The sequence below is a fragment of the Nocardiopsis sp. CA-288880 genome, from assembly GCF_050955985.1.
GTDB classification, from domain to species: domain Bacteria; phylum Actinomycetota; class Actinomycetes; order Streptosporangiales; family Streptosporangiaceae; genus Nocardiopsis; species Nocardiopsis tropica.
Genome location: NZ_CP192105.1, coordinates 4294117 through 4315747 on the forward strand (window position 1 = coordinate 4294117; position 21631 = coordinate 4315747).

Sequence of the window (21631 nt, forward strand, 5' to 3'; positions counted from 1 at the left end):
ATGCCCCACAGTTCCCCCCGCCCCCTGCCGCTGACCGCCGCCCAGGCCGGTTCCTGGTTCGGACACGAGCTGGACCCGACCGGGTCGGTGTACAACCAGGCCTCCTTCCTGGACGTCCGGGGCCCCCTCGACGTCGGAGCGCTGGTCCGCGCGGTGACGCACGCGGTGAACGAGACGCCGGCGCTGCACTGCCGGTTCGAGGAGGACGCGGGCGCCCCCGTCCAGCGGCCGATGCCTCCCGGGGCCTGGACGGTACACGTGGAGGACATGGCCGGGGAGGACGATCCCGAGAGCGCGGCCCTCGCATGGATGCGCGCGGAGGTGGCCACACCGGTGGACCTGTCCCGGGGGCCGCTGTTCGCCCAGGCCGTACTCCGCCTGTCCGATGAGCGCCATCTGTGGTATCAGCGCTACCACCACATCGCCTTCGACGGGGTCGGCGTCATGCTCCTGTCCCGACGGGCCGCCGACCTGTACGCCGCGGATCTCGCCGGGGACCCGCCGCCGGCGAACCCCGCTCCCGGATTCGAGGAGCTGATCAGCGACGAGAGGGCCTACCAGGCCTCGGATGCCTACGAACGGGACCGGGCGTTCTGGCGGGAGCGGCTGGACCGGTTCCCCGACCCGGTCCAGCTGGGAGGACCGCCGCGTCCGCCCGAGCCCGGCTACCTGCGCCTGTCGCGCACCCTCGGCCACCAGGTCCTGGACGGTCTGCGCGCGCGCTCCACGCACCTGGGAACCTCATGGGCGCGGGTCGCCGTCGCGGCCGTCACGAGGTACCTGGCCCGCCGCGCCGGGCGCCCGGACATGGTGATCGGGCTGCCCGTCACCGCGCGCACGACCGAGGCCGAGCGCACGGTCCCGGGCATGCTCACCACGCTGCAGCCCCTGCCCCTCCGGGACGCGGTGGAGGGCCCCTTCGACGACCTGGTGCGCCACGTCGCGGAGGAGATCCGCCTGAGCCTGCGCCACCAGCGCTACCCGTACACCGACCTGCGCCGCGACCTGAACCCGGACCCGGGCGCGCCCCGCCTGCCCGGCCCCGTCGTCAACGTCCTGAGCTTCTCGGACGAACCCCCCTTCGGCCGGAGCACCACGACGCGGCAGTGGTTCGCCATCGGACCGGTCGACGACCTGGAGGTGATGCTGCACCCCCACCCGGGGGGAGGCCTCGAACTCGTCGTGTGGGCCAATCCCGCCGTGCAGTCCCGCTCCGCCTGCGAGGGGTACCTGTCCGGTGTCTCCGAGGAGCTGGAGCGCGTGGCCGCCGGGAGCGGCTCCGCCGCCACCACAGGTCCCGGCGGACCGGCCCCGTCCGCGGCGACCGTGCGCGAACACGCCCCGTCCGCTCCGCCCCCGTCGCGCCCCTCCGCCGTCCCGGGGGCGGACGCCCGCACCGTGACCGAGCTGTTCGCGGCGCGGGCGGCGACCGACCCCGGGGCCACGGCCCTGCGCTGCGGGGGCCGGTCCCTCACCTACGCCGAGCTCGACGCCCGGTCCGAACAACTCGCCCACCACCTCCTCGCGCGGGGCGTGGCGCCCGAGGACCGCGTCGCGGTCGTCCTGCCCCGGGGCGAGGACCACCCGGTCGCGGTCCTGGCCGTCCTCAAGGCGGGGGCGGCGTTCGTGCCCGTGGACCCCGACCACCCCGACGAACGCGTCGCCCTGGTGCTGGCGGAAGCCCGGCCCTCCCTGGTGGTGACGCACTCCTCCGTGGTCTCGCGACTTCCCGGCACCGCCCGGGAACCGGTCGTCCTGGACTCCCCCGACACGGTCGCGCGGATCGCCGCCGCCCCCGACACCCCGCTCCCCTGGGTCCGTGACGTCGAGCGGGCCGCCTACGTGATCTTCACATCCGGTTCGACGGGACGCCCCAAGGGGGTGGTGGTGACCCACCGCGGCGTGGCCGCGCTGGTCCGGGCCCACACGGGCGACCTGGGCGTGGGACCCGGCGACACGGTGCTCCAATTCGCCTCCGCCGGCTTCGACGCCTCCTTCTGGGAACTGGCCATGGGCCTGCTCACGGGCGCGACTCTGGTCACGGCTCCGAAGGACCTCGTCGCTCCGGGGGCCGGGCTGGCCGAACTGGTGCGGTCGGAGGGCGTCACCCACCTGACCCTTCCGCCCTCCGCGCTGACCGCCCTGGACTCCGGGGAGGACCTGGAGACCGTCCGCGTCCTGGTCGTGGCGGGTGAGGCGTGCCCGCCTTCGCTGGTCAGGAGATGGTCGGCCGGCCGGACCATGGTCAACGCCTACGGTCCCACCGAGACCACCGTGTGCGCGTCCATGGAGGTCGGCGTGGACGGGGCGGATCCGGTGCCGATGGGCCGCCCCCTGCCCGGACTCGCGCTGTACGCCCTGGACGGGCGCCTGCGGGAGGTGCCGGTCGGGCGGACGGGGGAACTGTACGTGCGCGGCCCGGCAGTGGCGCGAGGCTACCTCGACCGCCCCGGCCAGACCGCTGAGCGATTCGTCGCCTGCCCGTTCGGACCGCCCGGATCGGTGATGTACCGCACCGGTGACCTGGTCCGGCGTTCGGCTCCCGACACCCTGGTGTTCGAGGGGCGCGCGGACGACCAGGTGAAGGTACGCGGCCACCGGGTCGAGCCCGGCGAGGTGGAACGGCTGATGGAGGGGTTCCCGGGTGTGGGGCGGGCCGCGGTGGTCGTGCGCGCCGACGGGGCGGGGGGCTCCCTGGACGCCTACGTCACCGCGGACACCCCGCACGGGAGCGTGGACACCGTCGGTCTGGAGGCGCTGCTGGCGCGCCGCCTCCCCGGGTACATGGTCCCGCACCGGATCACCTCGCTCGACTCCCTGCCCCTGAACCACAACGGCAAGGTCGCCCGCGCGCAGCTGGCCGCCCTGGAGCCGCAGGAGAGGGTCCCCGCACCGGACGACCCCGTCCAGCAGCTCGTGCGGCAGATCTTCGCCGACGAGCTGTCCGTTCCCGCCCCGGGTCCGCACGACGACTTCTTCCGGCTGGGAGGGCACTCGCTCTCGGCGGCGCGGACCGTCACCCGCGTCCGCACGGAGCTGGGCGTCGACCTGTCGGTGCGCGACCTGTTCAACCACCCCACCGTGGCGGGGCTGGCCGAGCGCGTGGTCGGGGCGGCGCGCAGCGGCGCGCACGGACCCTCCCGTCCCGAGCGCGCGGACCACACCGGGCCGGTGCCGCTCGCGCCGGCGCAGAGGGGATTGTGGTTCCTCAACCGGATGAGCGACGCGCCCACGTACAACATCCCGCTCGTCCTGCGCATGCACGGGCGACTGGACAAGGCGGCGCTCGCCGGGGCGCTGGACGACGTGGTCGCCCGGCACGAACCGCTGCGCACCGTCTTCCCCGAGCACGAGGGGGTCCCCCATCAGCGGGTCCTGGGGCCGGAGCGGGCTCCACGCCTGGAGGAGGCCGCCGCCGACGACCTGGAAGCGGCCCTGCTCGCCGAGGCGGCCCTGCCCTTCGACCTGTCCTCGCAGCCTCCGTTGCGCGCACGCCTGTTCACGACGGGGCCGGACGTGCACGTCCTCCTGCTCACCCTCCACCACATCGCCGCCGACGGCGCATCGGTGGAACCCCTCGTCGACGACCTGCGGAAGGCCTACACCGCCCGGTTGCGGGGCGGGACCGCCGGGCTGACCGCCCCGGAGATCGGCTACCGGGACCACGCCCTGTGGCAGGACGCCCTGGCCCGGAGCCGGGACCGGGCGGTCCTCGACCAGGTCGACCACTGGCGGGACCGGCTCACAGGCCTGCCCGAGACGTTGGACCTGCCCTCGGACCGGCCCCGCCCGGCAAGGCGGGACGGGCGCGGCGCGCGGGTGGACTGGCGCGTGGACGCGTCCTTGCACGGCGCCCTGGCAGAGACGGCGGCCAAGACGGGAACCACTCTGTTCATGGTGCTCCAGGCGGGACTGGCCGCCCTGTTGCACCGTATGGGCGCCGGAACCGACATCCCGCTGGGCACGACCGTGGCGAACCGGTACGACGAGCACACCCGCGGTCTGGTGGGCTGCTTCGTCAACACCCTGGTCCTGCGCACGGACGTCTCGGGCCGTCCCACCCTGCGCGGGCTCCTGGAGCGGGTGCGCGCGACCGACCTGGACGCCTACGTCCGCCAGGAGATCCCCTACGACCGGGTGGTCGAGGACCAGTCGCCCGAGCGGACCGGGCACGAGCGGTCCCTGTTCCAGGTCATGCTGGCGCTGCAGAACAACCCCAGGCCCTCCTTCCACCTGCCGGGGGTGCGGGTGTCCCCCTCCACCCTGCCCACAGGCACCGCCCGCTTCGACCTGACCTTCGACCTGGCCGAGCACCGGGGTCCCGACGGCGAGCCGTCGGGGTTGGAGGGGTTCGTCGAGTACGCGACCGACATGTTCGACGCGTCGACCGTGCGGTCACTGACCACGCGTCTGACCACACTGCTCACACGTGCGGCGGCCGAGCCCGACCGTCCCCTGGCCGACATCGACCTCCTGGACGAACGGGAGCGGGCCGACCTGCACGCGTGGGGGACCGCCCCCGCGCCGGCGCGCGGCGCCGACACCACGGTCGACCGGGCGTTCGCCGAGAGGGCTGCGTCGACCCCTGACGCGACCGCCCTGGTCCAGGGCGGGGTCACGCTCTCCTACCGCGATCTGGACCGGCGCGCCAACCTCCTGGCGCACCGGCTGCGTGAGCGGGGCGTGGGCCCGGAGGTCCCGGTGGCGCTGTTGCACGACAGGTCCCCGGGGCTGTTCACGGCAACCCTGGCCGTCCTCAAGGCGGGAGGGTGCTACGTACCCCTGCACTCCGACCAGCCGGACGAGCGGCTGGCGGACGTGCTGCGCCTCAGCGGGGCCGCTCTGCTGGTGAGCGACCCCGCCTCGGCTGAGCGCGCACGCGCCCTCGCCCCCGACGTCATGGTCGTCGACCCGGAGGACGGGAAGGGGGCGCCCCTGCCTCCGGAGACGCCCGCCCACCGGGACCGGGCGGCGTACGTGATGTTCACGTCCGGCTCCACCGGGGCGCCCAAGGGCATCACCGTGACCCACCGCAACGTACTCGACCTGGCCGGGGACGGACGGTGGGAGGGCGGCGACCACGCACGCGTCCTGGCACACTCCCCGCACGCCTTCGACGCCTCCACCTACGAGATGTGGGTACCGCTCCTCCGGTCGGACACCTGTGTGGCGGCCCCCGCCGGGCCCCTGTCCGTGGAGGCCCTGGCCGAGGTCCTGGAGCGGGACCGGGTGAGCGCGGTCTTCCTCACCACCGCGCTGTTCGTCCTGCTCGCCGAGGAACGCCCCGAGGCCCTGCGCGGCGTGCGCCAGGTGTGGACCGGCGGTGAGCGGGCGTCGGCGCGCGCCATGCGCGCGGTGGCGCGCGCCTGCCCGGACACCAGGGTGGTCCACGTGTACGGCCCCACCGAGACGACCACGTTCAGCACCTGCCTGCCCCTGGAGGCCGCCCACGTCGAGGCCGATGCCGCGCCACCGATCGGGCGGCCGATGGACGGTGTGCGCCACCACGTCCTGGACGCGGACCTGCGCCCCGTCCCTCCGGGGGTCCGGGGCGAGCTGTACATCAGCGGCGCCGGAGTGGCCCGGGGCTACCTCGGGCGGCCGGACCTGACCGCAGAACGGTTCGTGGCCTGCCCCTTCGCCCCCCCGGGATCGGTGATGTACCGGACCGGCGACCTGGTGCGCTGGAACCGCGACGGGCAGGTGGAGTTCCTGGGCCGGGCCGACGCCCAGGTCAAGATCCGCGGATTCCGCATCGAACCGGACGAGGTGCTCGCCGCGGTCCTGACCGCGCCCGGCGTGGCGCAGGCCGCCGTGTCGGTCCGGGAAGACGCCGCGGGTTCGTACCGCCTGGTGGCCTACGCGGTCCCCGAGGACGCGGGCGGGGCCCGGCCCGAAGACGTCCTGGCGCACGTGAGGGGGATCGTGCCCGCGTACATGGTGCCGAGCGCCGTCGTCCCCCTGGACCGGCTGCCGTTGAACCCCAACGGCAAGGTCGACCACGACGCGCTGCCCGTACCCGCCCCGCCGGTGTCCGGGCGGGCCGCGCACACCCCCCACGAGGAGCTGGTGGCAACGCTGTTCGCCCAGGTCCTGGGCCTGGACCGGGTGGGCGCCGACGACGACTTCTTCGCCCTGGGCGGGCACTCGCTGTCGGCGACGCGCCTGGTCAGCCGTATCCGTGCGGCCACGGGGGTCGAGGTCCCCCTCGGGGCGGTGTTCGACACGCCCACGCCGGCCGGTGTCGCCGCCAAGCTGGCCGACGGCGGGGAGCCCAGGCCCGCCGTACGGGCGGTGCCTCGACCCGAGCGCGTGCCCCTGTCCTACGCACAGCGCCGCCTGTGGTTCCTGCACCGGCTGGAGGGCCCCGCCTCCACCTACAACATCCCCCTCACCCTGAGACTGAGCGGCGTTCCCGACCTCGCGGCCCTGGAGGCGGCGGTGGGCGACGTGGTGGCGCGGCACGAGTCCCTGCGCACCGTCTTCCCCGAGGTCGGGGGCGCACCCGAGCAGCGTGTCCTCCCCCGGGCCGAGGTGCCCCTGCACCACACCGAGGTCGCTCGCGAAGACCTGGCCGCGCACCTCTCGGAGGCGGTCTCCCACCGCTTCGACCTGGCCTCGGAGATCCCCGTCCGGGCCGTGCTGCTCTCGGTCGCGCCGGACGACCACGTCCTGCTGCTCCTGGTGCACCACATCGCCTGCGACGGGTGGTCCCTGCGGCCGCTCATGCGAGACCTGGCCGACGCCTACGACGCCCGTACCCTGGGGACCGGCCCGCGGCCCCCGCTCGACGCGCACTACGCGGACTACACGCTGTGGCAGGAGTCGCTGCTCGGCAACGTCCACGACCCGCGGAGCCGGGCCGCCCGCCAGCTCTCCTACTGGCGGACACGGCTGCGGGGGGCGCCGCGCAGCCTGGACCTGGCCGCGGACCGGCCCCGCCCCCCGGTGCCCGGGTACCGGGGGGACATCCACAGGATCCACCTGGACGCCGACCTGCACCGGCGTGCGATCCGGCTGGCCCGCGAACACGGCTGCACGCTGTTCATGGTGGTCCACGCGACCGTGGCGGCGCTGCTCACACGGATCGGCGCTGGGACCGACCTGCCCCTGGGCAGCGCGATCGCCGGACGCACCGACCAGGCCCTGGACGACCTGGTCGGGTTCTTCGTCAACACGCTGGTGCTGCGCACCGACACCTCCGGGGACCCGGAGTTCTCGGAGCTGCTGCGCCGGGTGCGAGCGACCGACCTCGAGGCCTATGCGAACCAGGACCTGCCCTTCGACCAGCTGGTGGAACGGCTCAACCCCGACCGGGCGCTCGGCATGCAGCCGCTGTTCCAGGTGATGGTCGTGCTCCAGAGCGCGCCCGACGCCGATCTGCGCCTGGGGGACCTGCGGGTCAGGTCCGAGCCGGTCTCCCCCGGTGTCTCCAAGTTCGACCTGTCGTTCAGCCTGGAGGAGGAGTACGACGTCCACGGCGAGCCCGCCGGGCTGAGCGGCTACGTGGAGTACAGCACCGAGCTGTACGAGGCGGACACCGTGCGGCGCATGGCCGCCATGCTGACCTCGGTGCTGGCTGCTGTGACCGAGGCCGCCGACACCCCCCTGTCCGCGATCCCGCTCGACGCCGCCCCTGCGCTCCTCGCCCCCTCCGCGGCCGAGGAGCGGGCCGAGACCGCGGCCGACCTGTTCGAGGAGGTGGTCCGCGCCTCCCCGGACGCGCCCGCCCTGGTGTGGGGCGACACGGAGCTGTCCTACCGTGACCTGGACGCGCGAGCCGGACGGCTGGCCGGTGAGCTGCTGGAACTGGGAGCCGGACCCGAGCGCACGGTAGCGCTGGTCCTGCCCCGGTCGATCGACCTGGTGGTGTGCGCTCTGGCCGTGCTCAAGACGGGAGCCGCCTACCTGCCGGTGAACCCCGACTACCCGGAGGCACGGGTCGCCGCCGTTCTGGAGGACGCCCCGCCGACGGTTCTGGTGACCCGGGGCGCGACCGTCCTGCCGGACTCCGCCGGGGGGATCACGCGCCTGGACCTCGACGCCCCGGGGACCGCGGAGCGCGTGGCCTCGCGGCCGGCCGGGCTTCCCTCCCGGGTGGTACGGGCGCGGTCCCGGTCGCACCTGGCCTACGCCATCCACACCTCCGGCTCCACCGGACGCGCCAAGGCCGTCGGCGTCACCCACACGGGCGTCGCCGGCCTGGTTCGGGCGCAGCGCGAACGGCTCGGCGCCGGAGCGGGGGCCCGCGTCCTCCAGTTCGCCCCCTTCAGCTTCGACGCGGCCTTCTGGGAGATGCTGATGGGCCTGCTGTCGGGGGCGACGCTGGTCGTGCCCCCGGCCGAGCTGGTGCTGTCCGGCCACGACCTGGCCGACGCGGTCTCCCGGCACGGGGTGACGCACCTGACGGTCCCGCCCTCGGCTCTGGCCACCCTGGCCCCCGAGGAGACCCTGCCCTCGGTCCGCACGCTGGTGGTGGCCGGGGAGGCCTGCTCACCGTCCCTGGTGGAACGGTGGGCGGGGGACAGGACCATGGTCAACGCCTACGGTCCCACCGAGACCACCGTGTGCGCGTCCATGAGCCCGCCCCTGCGGCACGGCGCCCCCTCGGTGCCGATCGGCGACCCCCTGTCCACCACGCGGCTGCACGTCCTGGACGCATTGCTGCGGCCGGTGCAGAGGGGCGCCGTCGGAGAGCTCTACGTCTCCGGCCCGGCACTGGCGCGCGGCTACCTGGGGCGTCCGGGCCTGACCGCCGAGCGGTTCGTCGCCTGCCCGTTCGGCGGCTCCGGTGAGCGCATGTACCGTACCGGCGACCTGGCACGGCTCCGCTCCGACGGTGAGATCGAGTTCGTCGGCCGAGCGGACGACCAGGTCAAGGTGCGCGGTCATCGGGTGGAGCCCCATGAGGTCGAGCACCTGTTGGGCTCCCACCCCGGGGTCGCCCAGGCCGCGGTGGTCCTGCGCGAGGACGGCCTGGGCGGCTCCCTGGCCGCCTACGTGACCCGGCGGGCCGCCGACACCGGCGGCGAGCGCCGGGAACACCACCTCGACGACTGGCGGAACCTCTTCGACAGCCAGTACGAGGAGGCCGGGAGCCTCCTCGGCGAGGACTTCCGGGGGTGGAACAGCGTCACCGACGGCTCCCCGCTCCCGCAGGAGGGGATGCGGAACTGGCGGGACTCGGCGGTGGACGGCATCCTGCGCCTGGAGCCCCGCAGGGTGCTGGAGATCGGCGTCGGCACGGGCCTGATCCTGGCCGGGGTCGCCCCCCGTTGCGAGGAGTACTGGGGCACCGACATCTCCCGAACGGCCGTCGAGGCACTCTCGGCGCGGCTGGAGGCGCATCCCGGCCTGCACGAGCGGGTGCGCCTGTCCACGCGTACCGCACACGACCTGTCCGGTCTGCCCGAGGGCTACTTCGACACCGTCGTGCTGAACTCGGTCGTCCAGTACTTCCCGGACCAGGACTACCTGGCCACCGTGCTGGACGGCCTGCTGCGCCTGCTCGCCCCGGGCGGCGCGCTCTACGTCGGCGACGTCCGCAACCTGGACTCGCTGCCGCACCTGCACGCGGAGGCTGCACTGGACCGCGCCCGGCCCTCCACCGTTCTCGCCGACGTGCGCTCGACCGCGGATCTGCGCGCCCTCGACGAACGGGAGCTGTGCCTGTCCCCCGCGTTCTTCCGGGCACTGGCCGAGGAGCATCCGCTGGCCGCGGGGGTGGACGTCCGGGTCAAGGAAGGCGCCGGGGACGTCCCCCGGGAGCTGGCCGCGCACCGCTACGAGGCCGTCCTGTACGCGGTCGGCGGGACGGCCGTCGGGCCAGCGCCCCGCGTCCGCCGTCTGGACTGGGGGGAGGACCTGGGCACGGTGGAGTCCCTGGGGCGGGCACTGGACGGGGCCCCGGCCGGGGTCCTGGCCGTGCACGGAGTCCCCAACTCCCTCCTGGCCAGGGCCGAGGCCCTGCACGACCTCTGGGAGGAGCTGCCCGGGAACACGACCGTCGCCGCCCTGCGGCTCGGGCTCGACACGGCGGCCGGCGTGGGGGCGCCCCTCCTCGAACAGCTCCTGCGGGCGGCGGCCGATCGGGGGCGTGCCGCCGTGGCCGGACCGGTCGCCGGGGCCCCCTTCCTGCTCGACCTGTACATCCTCGCCGAGGGGGCCGCTCCGCAGCGGTTCGTCCCGCCCCCTCCCCCCGGGCCAGAGCGCTCCCGGCGAGCCGCCACCGCCAACCGGCCGCGGCTCGCCGGCGAGGACGAGGCGCTGGTCCGAGAGTTGCGCGCCCACCTCGGTGACCGGCTGCCCGCTTTCATGCTCCCCTCCTCCTACCGGGTGCTGGAAGGGATGCCCCTCACCCGGCACGGCAAGATCGACCGGGCAGCGCTCCCCAGACTCCCGCTGCTGCGCGGGGGCGGACGCCCGCCGGGCACGCCGAGGGAGCAGATCCTGTGCGACCTGTTCGCCGACATCCTCGGTGTGGACGGTGTGGGGGCCGACGACGACTTCTTCCGGCTGGGCGGCCACTCCCTCCAGGCGACCCAGATGGTCAGCAGGGTCCGTTCGGTGCTGGAGGCACAGATCGACGTGCGCGACGTGTTCAGGGCGCCCACCCCGGCGGCCCTGGAGGAACTGATCGCCGCCTCCTCCCCCGTCCCGGCCCTGCCGCCCCTGCGCCCCCGGGCGGAGGAGGGCGACCGGCCGCTGTCCCACGCCCAACGGCGCCTGTGGTTCCTCCAGCGGATGGAGGGCGGCGGCCACACCCACAACATCCCGATGGCCCTGGCACTGGTGGGTCCGGTGGACCACGCGGCGCTGTCCGCCGCCGTGCAGGATGTGGTCGACCGCCACACCGTCCTGCGCACCGTGTTCCCCGAGCAGAGAGGGACGCCCACCCAGCGGGTCCTGCCGCCGGAGGCCGCCCGGATCGACGTGCGGAGGGTCGCGGTGCACGGGGACGCACTGGCCGAGGAGCTGAGCCGGGCCGCCCGGGAACCGTTCGACCTGACCGTCGAACCGCCGCTGCGCGGGACCTTGTACGCCCTCTCCCGCGACGAGCACGTCCTGTTCCTGCTGCTGCACCACATCGCCGGGGACGGATGGTCGTTCCGGCCGCTGATCCGCGACCTGGCCGCCGCCTACGCCGCTAGACTGGACGGGTCGGAGCCGGGCTGGCCCGCCCTGCCGGTGGAGTACGCCGACTACGCCCTGTGGCAGCACGAGCTGTTGGAGGCGCCGGCCGGACCGGCGGCGGCACAGCTCGCGTACTGGCGCACCGCTCTGGAGGGGGTGCGGCGAACAGTCACCCTGCCCACGTCGCGGCCCCGCCCGGACGTCCCCTCCCACCGGGGGGAGACCGTTCCCTTCTCCCTGCCCGCCCGGTCCCACGCGGACCTGGTGGAGCTGGCCCGCGCACGGGGCGTCACGCTCTTCATGGTGCTGCACGCGGCGCTGTGCGCGCTGATGACCCGGATGGGGGCGGGGACCGACATCGTGGTGGGCACTCCCGTGGCGGGCCGCTCCAACCCGATGCTGGACTCCCTGGTGGGGTTCTTCGTCAACAGCCTCGCCCTGAGGGTGGACACCTCGGGCGACCCCTCCCTGGAGGAGCTGCTCCGCCGGGTGCGCTCCGCCGACCTGGACGCCTACGCCCACCAGGACATCCCCTTCGAGAGGCTGGTCGGCGCGCTCTCCCCCGAGAGGAGCACGGACCGGCACCCCTTCTTCCAGGTGCAGCTGGCCCTGGACAACACGCCCTCGGTGGACGCCGAGCTGCCCGGGGTGCGGATGCGCGCCCTGCCGGTGGAGACGGGCACGGCCCGCCTCGACATGACCTTCGGGTTCACCGAGGTGCGGGACGGGGCCGGTCCGGGCGGTCTGACCGGGGGGATCGAGTACAGCACCGACCTGTACGACCGTGCGACCGTCGAGACGCTGGCGGACCGGTTCCGCGGCGTCCTGACCGCCATGGCGGCCGACCCGGGGCTGCGGCTGAGCGAGCTGGACGTGCGCACCGGGGTCGAACGCGACAGGACCGACCACACGCCGGGGCTTCCCGCGCCGGTGGCCGACACCGCCCTGGCGATGTTCGAACGCCAGGCGCGCGCGACCCCGCTGGCGACCGCGGTCGTGTGCGGGGACGACGAGCTCACCTACGCGGAGCTGGACGAGCGGGGCGACCGCCTCGCCCGTCACCTGATCGGACGGGGCGTGCGCACCGGTGACCTCGTCGCGATCGCGGTTCCCCGGAACTGCGACGTCATCACCTCCATCGTGGGCGTCTGGAAGGCCGGCGCCGGATACCTGGCGATCGACACCGGGCACCCCGCGTCCCGGATCGCCGAACTGCTCACGGCCTCCTCCGCACGGCTCCTGATCACCGGGGCCGACCCGGTCGCGGTCCCCGGCGGTCCGGCCCGGGTCGACGTCCGGGTCGCGGACGCCCCCGGGGACGGCAGCGGCACGACGCCGGTCACCGACACCGAGCGCGGCCGCGCCGTCGACCCCGAGGACGTCGCCTACGTGGTGTTCACCTCCGGGTCGACCGGACGGCCCAAGGGGGTCGAGATCCGCCACGGCGGCATCGCCAACACCGCCGCGGCCTCCCGCGGCGAGCTGGGCGGGCTCGGCACGGGCGGGCGGGTGCTGCAGATGGCCTCCCCCGCCTTCGACGGCGCGGCGTGGGAGATGTGCGTACCGATCCTGTGCGGGGCCGCCGTGGTCCTGCCGGGCAGCGGCGAACCGCTGGTGGGCAGGCTGATCTCGGACCTGGCCCACCGCCAGGCGGTCACCCACGCCGCGATCGTGCCGTCGGTCCTGGCCACCGTCCCCCCGGACGGCCTCCCCAAGGGGATCGTGCTGTACGTCGTCGGCGAACCGTGCCCGGAGCACCTGGTCCGCCTCTGGCACGGGCACACCCGCATGCTCAACGCCTACGGGCCGACGGAGACCACCGTCTCGGCGACGGTCACCGAGCCCCTGGACGCCTCGGACGTGCCGCACCTGGGCTCCCCCGTCCGGGGCGTGGCGCTGCGCCTGCTCGACGCGGACCTTCGCCCGGTCCCCGACGGGGTCGTGGCGGAGATCTACCTGGCGGGCCCGGGTCTGGCCCGGGGCTACCTCGGACGGCCGGACCTGACAGCCGAGCGGTTCGTCGCCGATCCCTACGGGCCCCCCGGCACTCGGATGTACCGCACGGGCGACCTGGCCCGGCGCCGCCCCGACGGCGGCGTGGTCTTCATGGGGCGTTCGGACCGGCAGTTCAAGCTGCGCGGGCAGCGCGTGGAACCGTCCGAGATCGTCGCCGCCGCCGTGGACCACCCCGGGGTCGCCGACGCCGCGGTGGACCTGCGCGTGCACGAGCGGACGGGACAGAGCCTGGTGTGCTACGTGACCCCGGTCCAGGGCACAGACACCGCGCGGCCCCACCCCGAGGGGGTCCGGGAGCACATGGCCCGGATCCTGCCCTCGGCCATGCTGCCCTCGCACGTGGTCGTGCTCGAAGCGCTCCCGCTGACGGAGACGGGCAAGCTGGACCGAGCGGCCCTGGCCGCCTCCCCCGTTCCCGTCCCGCCCCCGGAACGGGAGGCCGCCGGAGGAGGCGCGGAGGTGATGGCCGCCGTCTTCGCCGATGTGCTGGGGCTGCCGGAGGTGGACCCGCACCGGAGCTTCTTCACCCTGGGTGGGGACAGCATCCTGTCCGTGCAGGTGGTGGCCCGCGCGGCCGAGCACGGGCTCGTGCTCAGCCCGCGCGACGTCTTCCGCACGCCGACCGCGGCCGAGCTGGCCGCCGTCGCCGCCGCGCCCGCCACGGGCGTCGAGGACGACGCGAACGACGTTCCCGACAGCGGACCGGTACCGCTGACCCCCGTCATGCACTGGCTCCGGGAGCAGAACGCCCCCGTGGACCGGTTCCACCAGGCGCAGGTGCTGGCGACCCCGCCGGGGGCGACCCCGGAGCGGATGGCGTCGGTCCTCCAGGCCGTGCTGGACACCCACGGCATGCTGCGGTCGCGGCTGGGCCGGGACGAGGACGGCGGGTGGCTGCTGGAGGTCGCCGAGGCCGGGAGCGTGCGGGCCGGGGACGTGCTGCGCCGGGTTCCGGTGGCGCAGGCGTCGGAGGAAGAGCTGTCGGCGATCCTCTCCGGGGCCGCGGATACCGCGGCCGACACGCTGGCGCCCGCACGGGGCGACATGGTGCGCGCGGTCTGGTTCGACCGGGGGGACGGGGAGCCAGGACACCTGTTGCTGGTCATCCACCACCTGGCCGTCGACGCGGTCTCGTGGGGCGTCATCGGGGCCGACCTGGCCGCCGCCTGGCGCGCGCTGGACGAGGGGGCCCCGGCCGCGCTCCGCCGCCCCCTGCCCTTCCGTGCCTGGGCCGAGGCGCTGGGGAAGGAGGCCCTGTCCCCGGAGCGCGTCGCCGAGGCCGCCCGGTGGGAACACGTTCTCTCCAGCGCCCCGCCGCCCCTGCTGCCCCCGCCCTCGGACCCGGCACAGGACGTCTGGGGGCGGGCCCGACACCTGGTCGTGGAGCTTCCCGAGGAGCTGACCGCGGCCGTCGTCGGCCCGGTGGCCACCGCGTTCCATGCCGGTGTGCCGGACGTGCTGCTCACCGCGCTGTTGGCCGCCGCCTCCCGGCACCGGGCACGCGCAGGGGGCGCAGACCCCTCCCACGGCCTGCTCGTGGAGGTGGAGAACCACGGTCGAGAGGACCTGGCCGAACACCTGGACCCGGGGCGCACCGTGGGCTGGTTCACCAGCGCCCACCCGGTCCTGCTCTCCTGGCCCGCGGCGGCGCCGGCGACGGTCCCGGACGAGGGAGCGCTGCTCTCCGACGCCCTGAAGGGGGTGAAGGAGTCCCTGCGCGCCCACCCCGACCGAGGGCTCGGCCACGGGTTGCTGCGCCACCTCAACCCCGACACCGCCGGTCGCGTCACACCTCCGACACCGCCCGACATCGGCTTCAACTACCTGGGGCGGAGTCCGGGGACCGGCGGGTCCGCCTGGACACCGTCGCCGCTCGGGGCCGCCGTCGGCGGCGGCGCGGACCCGGAGATGCCCCTGGCCCACGCGCTGGATCTCAACACGGCCGTCCACGGGTCCCGGCTGGTGGCCACGTGGAGCTGGGCCCCGACGTCCGCCGACCGGGAGGAGGTGGTCCTCCTGGCGGAGGACTGGCGGCGGGCGCTGGAAGTGCTGGCCGCCCACGTCGCCGCCGGCGGCGCGGGGGGCCGCACCCCTTCCGACCTGCCGCTGGTCGACCTGGACCAGGCACAGATCGAGGAGATCGAATCCGCGTGGAGGGACACACCATGACCGCACCGGCCATCGCCGACATCTGGCCCCTGACCCCCCTCCAGGAAGGCCTGCTGTACCACCACGTGGCGGACGGAGGTGAGGGGCCCGACGCCTACAACGTCCAACTCGTCCTCGACCTGGACGGGCCGTTGGACCCCGTGCGCCTGCGGGAGGCGTTCGGACGGCTGATGGACGCGCACCCCAACCTCCGGGCCGGTTTCCTCCAACGCGGCGAGGGCCCTCCCGTCCAGGTGGTCCCCGAGAAGGCGGCCGTGCCCTGGCGCGAGGCCGACCTCGGCGGGCTCGGAGAGGAAGAGGGCGCACGCGCCCTGGCGGACCTGTCCGCGGAGGAGCGCCTGACCCGCTTCCGTCTCGACCGCCCCCCGCTGGTGCGCGTCCTGCTCGCGCGCCTGTCCCCGAGCCTGCACCGCCTGGTGCTGACCAACCACCACATCCTGATGGACGGCTGGTCCGCGCCGCTGCTGGTCGAAGAGCTGTCCGCCCGCTATCGGGAGGCGGGGACCGGCGCGCCCCCGCCCCCGCCTCCCCCCTACCGCGACTACCTGGCGTGGTTGTCGGGGCAGGACCCCGCGGCCGGCGCCCGGGCCTGGCGCACGGAACTGGAAGGGGTGAAGGCCCCCACGCTCCTGGCCGGCGCGTTGCCGCCGGGGGCGGCCCCGGTACTGCCGGGGAGGGTCCAGGAGGAACTGTCCGAGGAGGAGACAGAGGCCCTCTCCGCCCTGGCACGCGAGCGCGGCCTGACCCTCAACTCGCTCGTCCAGGCGGCTTGGAGCCTGGTGCTGTCGAGGCTCACCGGGCGCCGTGACGTCGTCTTCGGCGCGATCGTCGCCGGCCGTCCCCCCGAGGTCCCCGGTGTGGAGCGCATGATCGGGCTGTTCATCAACACCGTCCCGGCGAGGACGGTCCTCGACCCGAACGCCTCCCCCGTGGAGACGGCGATGGAGGTCCAGCGGCGCCGGACCCGCATGATGGACCACCAGTACACCGGGCTCGCCGAGATCCACCGGGCCTGCGGGGTGCGCCGGCTCTTCGACAGCGTCGTCGTCTTCGAGAACTACCCGCGCTCCGGGCCCCGTACGGACCGGCCCGGGCAGGACACGCCGACCTTCCGTGCCCGGGAGGGCCTGGACAGCACCCACTACCCGCTGACCCTGGTCGTGGTCCCCGGGCGCCGTCTGCACCTGCGCCTGGACCACCGGCCCGACCTGGTGGACCGGGAGAGGGCGACAGCGCTGGTCGGCCACCTGCGGCGCACCCTGATCGCGTACGCCGGGCACCCGGACGAGCCCGTCGGGCGGATCGACGTCCTGGGCCTGTCCTCCAGGCCCCGCACGGGCGAGAGGGGGAAGGAGGCGACGCCGCCCGCGGAGACGGTTCCCGAGCTCCTGGAGGAAGGGGCGCGCTCGTACTCCGACCTGCCCGCCCTGTTCAGCGGGGACGAGGCACTCACCTACCGGGAGCTGCACGCCCGCGCGAACCGGCTGGCGCACCACCTGCTGGCCCTGGGCTGCGGTCCGGAGCGGACGGTGGCCCTGATGCTGCCCCGGCGCACGGACCTGGCCGTGGCCCTGCTCGCCGCGGTCAAGACCGGGAGCGCCTACCTGCCGCTCGACGTCGACCACCCTCCCGCGAGGCTGGCGTCGACGCTCCGGGACGCCCGCCCCCACGTGGTCGTCGCGCACGCCTCCTCGCCGGTGCCGGACCAGGTGTCCGCCCCGCCCGGAGGGATCGTGGTCCTCGGCGACCGCTCCACCGAAGCCCGGGTGGCGGCGCGCCCCGGACACGCCCCGTCCGACCGGGAGCGCGGTGCGCCGCTGACCCCCGCCTCGGCGGTCTCGGTCATCTACACGTCGGGGTCGACGGGAGCCCCCAAGGGGGTGGTCGGCACCCAGGAGGGCCTGGTGAACCGGCTGGCCTGGTTCTCCGAGCTGTGCGACTTCACGGGCGGGGACGGCGGACAGGTCACGCTGTGCGCGAAGAGCTCCCCGGCGTTCATCGACGGCACGGTGGAGATCCTGCAAACGCTCGCCCACGGTGGGCGGATCGCCCTCGCCGACTCCCACACCGCCCGGGACCCGCGCCTGTTGGCGGAGTTCGTCGCCGCGACGGGCGCGGGCGTCCTCGTGTCCTCGCCCGGCCTGCTCGAAGCCGTGCTCGACGCCACCGAGGAGGAGCCCTCGCTGCTCTCCGGCTGCCGCCTGTGGGCCGCCAGCGGGGAGATCCTGCCCCCCGTCCTGGCCACGCGGGTGGCCCGGCGGCTCCCGAACGTACGACTGGTCAACTTCTGCGGGTGCACGGAGGTCTCGTGCGAGAGCCTGTGCGGCGTCTGCGGGCACGACGACGCCCCGCTGGGGCGGCCGATCCACAACACCGGCGCCCTGGTCCTGGACGCGGCCCTGTTCCCGGTCCCGGTCGGTGAGGTGGGCGAGCTGTACTACTCCGGGCCGGGGGTGACCCGCGGCTACCTCGGGCGGCCGGGCGCCACCGCCGAACGCTACGTCCCCTGCCCCTACGGGCCGCCGGGATCGAGGATGTACCGCTCGGGCGACCTGGTCCGGCGCCGGCCCGACGGCAGGCTGGACTTCGTCTCCCGCGCCGACGCCCAGCTCACCGTGCGGGGGGTGCGCATCGAACCCGGCGAGGTGGAGTCGGCGCTGCGTTCCCTGCCGGGGGTCCGCCAGGCCGTGGTCTCGGTCCACGGGGACTCCCCTTCGCGGCACCGGCTCGTCGCCCACGTGGTCCGCGACCCGTCCTCGTCCGGCGTGGTGGACACAGCGGGCATGCGGGCGCGGCTGTCGGGGCTCCTGCCCTCGCACGCGGTCCCCTCGGGCCTGGTCGTCCTGGACGCGTTCCCCCGGACCCCCACGGGGAAGGTCGACCGCGCGCGCCTTCCCGCCCCCTCCCCCTCCGGCGGCGCGCCCCGGACCCCCGTGGAGATCCTCCTGTGCTCGCTCTACGCCGACGTGCTGGGGGCGGACCGGGTCGGGGCCGACGACGACTTCTTCGACCTGGGCGGGCATTCGCTGCTGGTGCCGCGCCTGGCCGCCCGGGTGCGCGCCGACCTGGGCAAGGGGGTCTCGATGCGGGATCTCCTCGAATCGCCCACCCCCCGCCGGCTGGCCGACCGGCTGCGCGGGGACGCGGTCCCGGGGGACGGGTTCGCGCCCCTCCTCCCTCTGCGCGGGAACGGGACGGAGACGCCGCTGTTCTGCGTCCACCCGGCCGGGGGGATCGGGTGGTGCTACACCGGGCTGCTGAGCCGCCTGGACCGCCGGATCCCGATCCACGCCCTCCAGGACGAGCGGTTGAACGGTCCGGCCCCGGACGCGCCCTCGTCGGTCCCGGAGACGGCCGATTCCTACGTCGCCCGCATCCGGGAGGTGGCCCCCAAGGGCCCCTACCGGCTCCTCGGCTGGTCCTTCGGTGGCCAGGTGGCCCAGGCCATGGCTGCCGTGCTCGAACGCGCGGGCGAGGAGGTGGAACTGCTCGTCCTGCTCGACGCCTATCCGCCCGAGACCCTTCCCCCGTACACTCCTCCAGCTCCGGACGAGGCCCTGAGGTTCCTGCTCTCGGAGTACTTCGGGGCGGAGGGGGTCCACGCCGTCACCGGCCCCGAGGACGCGGCCCGGCTGCTCCGCGCGTCGGGCCTGGCAGACCTGGCCCCCACACGTCTGGCGGCCATCCGGACCGCCCTGGACCGATCCTCCCGGGCCGCGAGGTCCTACCGGCCCGAGCCCGTCCGCGCGCACGCCCTGTTCTTCCGCGCCGCACTGGGCTGGGAGGGCGCACCGCCCTCCCCCAGCGCCTGGGAGCCCTACCTGGAAGGGGGGATGACGTCGCACGACGTACCTGCCGACCACGCGGGAATGATCGGTCCGGCCGCCCTGGACCAGGTCGCCGCCGTCCTTCGCCGGACACTGGCGCCCCGTCGCCCCTGACCACCGCAACGCGACCGGCCGCCACACCGCGGTCGGCGCCGACACCGTATCGGAGAGACCCCATGGACGACACCACCACCAATCCCTTCGAGGACGAGCACGGCACCTACCTGGTCGTGGTCAACGACGAGAACCAGCACTCCCTGTGGCCCTCGTTCGCCGACGCGCCCGCCGGGTGGCGCAACGCGTTCGGCCCCGCCCCACGTCAGGAGTGCCTGGAGTACGTCGAGTCCGCGTGGACCGACATGCGTCCCCGGAGCCTGGTCGACCGCATGGGCCGGGACGGCGCGATCTGAGGAGCCGACCGGTGGAGAACACTCGGAGCGAACACGCGCCGCCCGTCGGCGCCGTCCCACCGCGGGCGGCGCCGGACGAGCCGCGGGACATCGACCTGGCCGACCCCGACCTCTACGCGTTCGGGGACCCCGAACCGGTGTGGGCGCAGCTGCGGGAGCGGTCGCCCGTCTACCTCAACCCGGCAGGGCCGGGCGGAGAAGGCCCCTTCTGGGCCGTCACCACGCACGACATCGTCACCCGGGTCCTGAGGGACACGGACACGTTCGTCTCCGCCCGGGGCATGCGCCTGGGCGCCCACCCCTCGGCCGTCGGGGCGGCCTCCGGACGCATGCTCATCGTCTCGGACGGCGCACGGCACGCCGCGCTGCGCCGTGTCGTGGGGGCGGCTTTCACCCCCCGCATGGTGGAGCGCCTGGCGGCGGGCGTGCGCCGCACGGCGGTGGAGGTGGTCGAGGAGGCGCTGGAGCGGGGTGAGTGCGACCTGCCCAGGGTCGTGGCCCATCTGCCGGTCGCTGTGATCTGCGACCTGTTGGGGGTCCCCGAGTCGGACCGGTCGTTCATGCTCGACCGCACGGCGAAGGCGTTCGACGGCTCCACACCGGCGCTGGAGGCGGCCGAGGCGCACGCGGACATCCTGGTGTACTACGGCACCCTGATGGAGCACCGGCGCCGTCACCCCGGGGACGACGTGGTCAGCGCCCTGGTCCAGGGCCGCGTGGACGGCAGACCCCTGACCGACGACGAGATCCGGCTCAACTGCGACGGGCTCATCTCGGGGGCGAACGAGACCACCAGGCACGCCGTGGTGGGCGGGGTGCGCGCCCTCATGGAGCACCCCGACCAGTGGCGTCTGCTGCGTGAGCGGCCCGCGATCATGCCCGGCGCGGTGGAGGAGATCCTGCGCCACACCAGTCCGGCGCTGCATGTGATGCGCACGGCCGCGCGCGACACCGAACTGGCCGGGCGACCGGTCCGGGCAGGAGACCGGGTGACCCTCTGGCTCGGTGCGGCCAACCGGGACGAGGGCGTGTTCCCCCAGGGTGGACGGTTCGCCGTCGACCGGAAGCCCGGTGCCCGACACGTCGCCTTCGCCCACGGACCGCACTTCTGCGTCGGGTCGTCCCTGGCGTCGCTGGAGCTGCGCGCCGTGTTCGAGGAGTGGGTGGCCCGTGTGGGGAGCGCCGAGCCCACAGCCGCGCACGTCCGGCTGAGGTCCAACCTCATCTGGGGTTACGAGTCCCTGCCGATCGCCCTGAGAGCTCGTTGAGCCCCACGTCATCGAGGCTCCCGGGTTCCAGGCCGCGCACGGCGGCCTGGAACCCGGCCTGGAACCGGGAGGTGGCGCCCAACTTCCGGAGCAGGTCCGCCACGTGTCTGCGGTACGTGCGCACGGACATGTCGAGCTCGCGTGCCGCGGCCTCGTCCTTGAGCCCCTGGGACAGGCACAGCAGGACCAGGTGGTGGATGTTCTCCTCCCCCGTGTCACCCCCGCGTCCGAGGAACAGCTCCAGGTCGATCGCACCGGCCCACAGGGTTCGGAACAGCCTTGTCAGGAGCCCAAGTACGTCGCGGTCGCGCACCAGCAGGACACGCTCCTGCTGGGATCGGTCGGTGGCCATGATCAGACCCGCGCTCTCACCGAGCAGGAGCGAGGCCGGCAGTTCCTGCCTCGTGACCCGCTGACGGCCCTGCCGCAGGAGCTTCCGCTCCCACGAGGCCAGGGCCAGGGCCGCGGGCTCGGTGAGGAGCGTCGCGACGTCTCGGGGCACCACGCGGACCCGCCGGTGGACGAGTCCCGAGTGGAAGCCCTTCTCCTCCGGGTGCGCGGCCCAGATCTCCCGAACCGGCCCTGAGCCGACCTCGTCGAGGAAGTCCTCCAGCGGATGCGCTCCGCCCCCTTGGACGGAGGACGCGCCGTGGTCGGGTCTCCAACGCCGGGAGCCCTCCAGGGCCTCGTCGGCGAAGTCACGGATACCGTGCAGAGCCCGCTCCAGAGCGTCCTTCATCTCGGTTCCGGTCGGTCCGGACACCGCCTTCGCAGGGGTCGGCGGTCGCCGCGGCGTCCTGTCGACACG

5 protein-coding genes are annotated in these 21631 nt (G+C 74.6%); 4 read left to right on the forward strand and 1 reads right to left on the reverse strand.

All coding sequences use genetic code 11. The features are described from left to right. The 4 genes from ACQPYD_RS19030 (at window position 1) to ACQPYD_RS19045 (ending at window position 20823) form a co-directional block, all read left to right on the forward strand. Window positions 1–15318 (forward strand): amino acid adenylation domain-containing protein, encoded by a 15318-nt coding sequence (locus ACQPYD_RS19030; RefSeq protein WP_433696935.1) that lies wholly within the window; start codon window positions 1–3, stop codon window positions 15316–15318. Then, window positions 15315–19259, forward strand: coding sequence for an amino acid adenylation domain-containing protein (locus ACQPYD_RS19035; protein WP_433696936.1), 3945 nt, complete (start codon window positions 15315–15317; stop codon window positions 19257–19259). The genes ACQPYD_RS19030 and ACQPYD_RS19035 overlap by 4 nt, the downstream gene beginning before the upstream one ends. Before the next feature lie 62 nt (window positions 19260–19321). Continuing rightward, the gene (locus ACQPYD_RS19040) at window positions 19322–19555 is read left to right on the forward strand and encodes an MbtH family protein (RefSeq protein ID WP_433696937.1); all 234 of its coding nucleotides are present in this window, start codon (window positions 19322–19324) and stop codon (window positions 19553–19555) included. An 11-nt stretch (window positions 19556–19566) separates the two neighbouring features. Beyond that, the gene (locus tag ACQPYD_RS19045; RefSeq protein WP_433696938.1) at window positions 19567–20823 is read left to right on the forward strand and encodes a cytochrome P450; all 1257 of its coding nucleotides are present in this window, start codon (window positions 19567–19569) and stop codon (window positions 20821–20823) included. On the opposite strand, the gene ACQPYD_RS19050 is transcribed toward ACQPYD_RS19045, so the two are convergent. Further along, the gene (locus tag ACQPYD_RS19050) at window positions 20777–21562 is read right to left on the reverse strand and encodes a helix-turn-helix transcriptional regulator (protein WP_433696939.1); all 786 of its coding nucleotides are present in this window, start codon (window positions 21560–21562) and stop codon (window positions 20777–20779) included. The genes ACQPYD_RS19045 and ACQPYD_RS19050 overlap by 47 nt on opposite strands. Window positions 21563–21631 lie beyond the last annotated feature (69 nt).